The sequence below is a fragment of the Allomesorhizobium camelthorni genome (genome assembly GCF_011045125.1).
Classification (GTDB): Bacteria; Pseudomonadota; Alphaproteobacteria; order Rhizobiales; family Rhizobiaceae; genus Allomesorhizobium; species Allomesorhizobium camelthorni.
On the sequence record NZ_JAAKZF010000234.1, the window covers coordinates 1 to 1,562 of the forward strand.

Genomic DNA, 1,562 nt, shown 5'->3' on the forward strand with positions numbered 1-1,562 from the left:
CCAGCCACCAGCAGCCCTCGCGCAGCTTGTGATTACCATTGTCGCTGGCGGTGACGAATGCCACCTCGACAGTCGGCGCGATGTTGTAGGCCGGCGCCGTGTTCTTGTTGATCTCGTAATCTAGCGTCAGCCGGTAGAGCTGCACGATTTCGGACCAGGGCAGGTATCTCGTGAAGCGTCCGCACATGCGTTTCGTGTCAGCGCTTGCCGGAATAGAGCTGGTCGAGATCGACCGCGACGGATTTCGAGAACCCCTCAAGATATTGGCCAGCGCGCTCGCGGGTCGGCTCGACGTTCGAGATGAAGTTCGATGTCAACATTTTGAGTGCATTAGCCGCCGTCAATGGACCCTCTTCGTCGCCAAGCACCGCCAAGAGCTGCAGGCAGAGTTCGTTTGCCCGATCCATGTCGGGCCTTGCTTCGGCAGGGCGTGCGGCCGCCCAGTCTCCCGCCGCCCTTTGCATCTTCGCCGGCATTTTCACGCCTCCGTCTCATGTCCTGCGGGCAGTGAACGAAATGAGAACAAAAGAGTCAATACCAGCTTGACGACGGAAGGAATGCGTTCCTATTTCAGGCCATGCCGGAACCCTATTGGCCGAAGAAGAAAGACTATCTGCTGTCCAACCTCAACGATGGCAGGCAGATGGTTCGCGTGCGCTGCTGCTACTGCAGGCGGACGCACAACTATTTTCCCTCGGACTTGATCCAGATTTTCGGCGATGTGGATGTCGATTCGCTGATGTGCCGCATGAAATGTGAAGGCTGCAACAGCCCAGGCAGCATCAGGGTGGACGCGTTCTCGCCAACCGGAAGCGAGGCCGTGGGCCTTCGTGTCCGCCGGCTGGTAGCAATCAAGATCCAGCGCGTGCCGGTGTGGCGGGACGAGTAGCGTCAGTTCCAGCCTGCCCACAGAACATACGCCGCCACGATGTTCGCAGCGGCAGCGAGGAGCCAAGCTGGGATGGAAGGCCGCCAAAGTGCGTAGGCGGCCAGCACAAAGGCAACGAGCGACGCTATGCCCATAGTTGGATGCCCCCATCCGTCAGGGCAACAAGCGCCCCTGCGCCGAGTATTGCGATACGCATCAAACCTTCGACCAGGCTCTGTATGCCCGGCCTGCTACGGACATCGACCGTCAGAGTGATTATCGTCGCCGTTCCGACGCTAAGCACCGTAACCGCTGCGATTGAAATGAGAGCAATCTGAGATTCCATGTGGGCCTCCTGTTTGAATAGGAGGATTCTCCCGTGCGGCAGAACCACGTGGACAAGAAAATGCTGAAAGCCTTGGAAATGCTGGGGTGCCGAATTGTTTTATCCACTCTTTCGTTGGCGGTGGCCTGCCTCTACGGCGTTCAAGCCACGAGCGCATCCAGATAGGTCGTCTTGGTGCCCGGGGTGAACTTATCCAGTGAAACCGTCTGGAACGTGTCGTATTCGCGATTATAGGCCCGCAAGTACACCTTCGCCTGTGCCGCCATGTCGTTGACGTTGATCTCGCCTTCCAGAATTGCGAGGCAAAGACTGGAAACCACATCGTCCCTTATGAAGCGGGGCAGGCCG

The 1,562-nt window shown here is 58.3% G+C and carries 4 protein-coding genes; 1 reads left to right on the forward strand and 3 read right to left on the reverse strand.

Annotated elements, in window-relative coordinates:
- Both G6N73_RS35530 and G6N73_RS35535 read right to left on the reverse strand, forming a co-directional pair.
- Nucleotides 1–187: SOS response-associated peptidase family protein (locus G6N73_RS35530; RefSeq protein WP_165034518.1), on the reverse strand; the 187-nt coding region annotated here is incomplete at its 3' end.
- A 10-nt stretch (nucleotides 188–197) separates the two neighbouring features.
- Nucleotides 198–476 (reverse strand): hypothetical protein, encoded by a 279-nt coding sequence (locus G6N73_RS35535; RefSeq protein ID WP_165034519.1) that lies wholly within the window; start codon nucleotides 474–476, stop codon nucleotides 198–200.
- A 101-nt stretch (nucleotides 477–577) separates the two neighbouring features.
- Between G6N73_RS35535 and G6N73_RS35540 the strand changes: the two genes are divergently transcribed.
- A complete protein-coding gene (locus G6N73_RS35540; protein ID WP_165034520.1) occupies nucleotides 578–889 on the forward strand; it encodes a hypothetical protein in 312 nt (103 codons plus the stop codon).
- A gap of 465 nt (nucleotides 890–1,354) precedes the next feature.
- On the opposite strand, the gene G6N73_RS35545 is transcribed toward G6N73_RS35540, so the two are convergent.
- On the reverse strand, nucleotides 1,355–1,562 hold a 208-nt coding region (locus G6N73_RS35545), incomplete at its 5' end, for a hypothetical protein (RefSeq protein ID WP_165034521.1).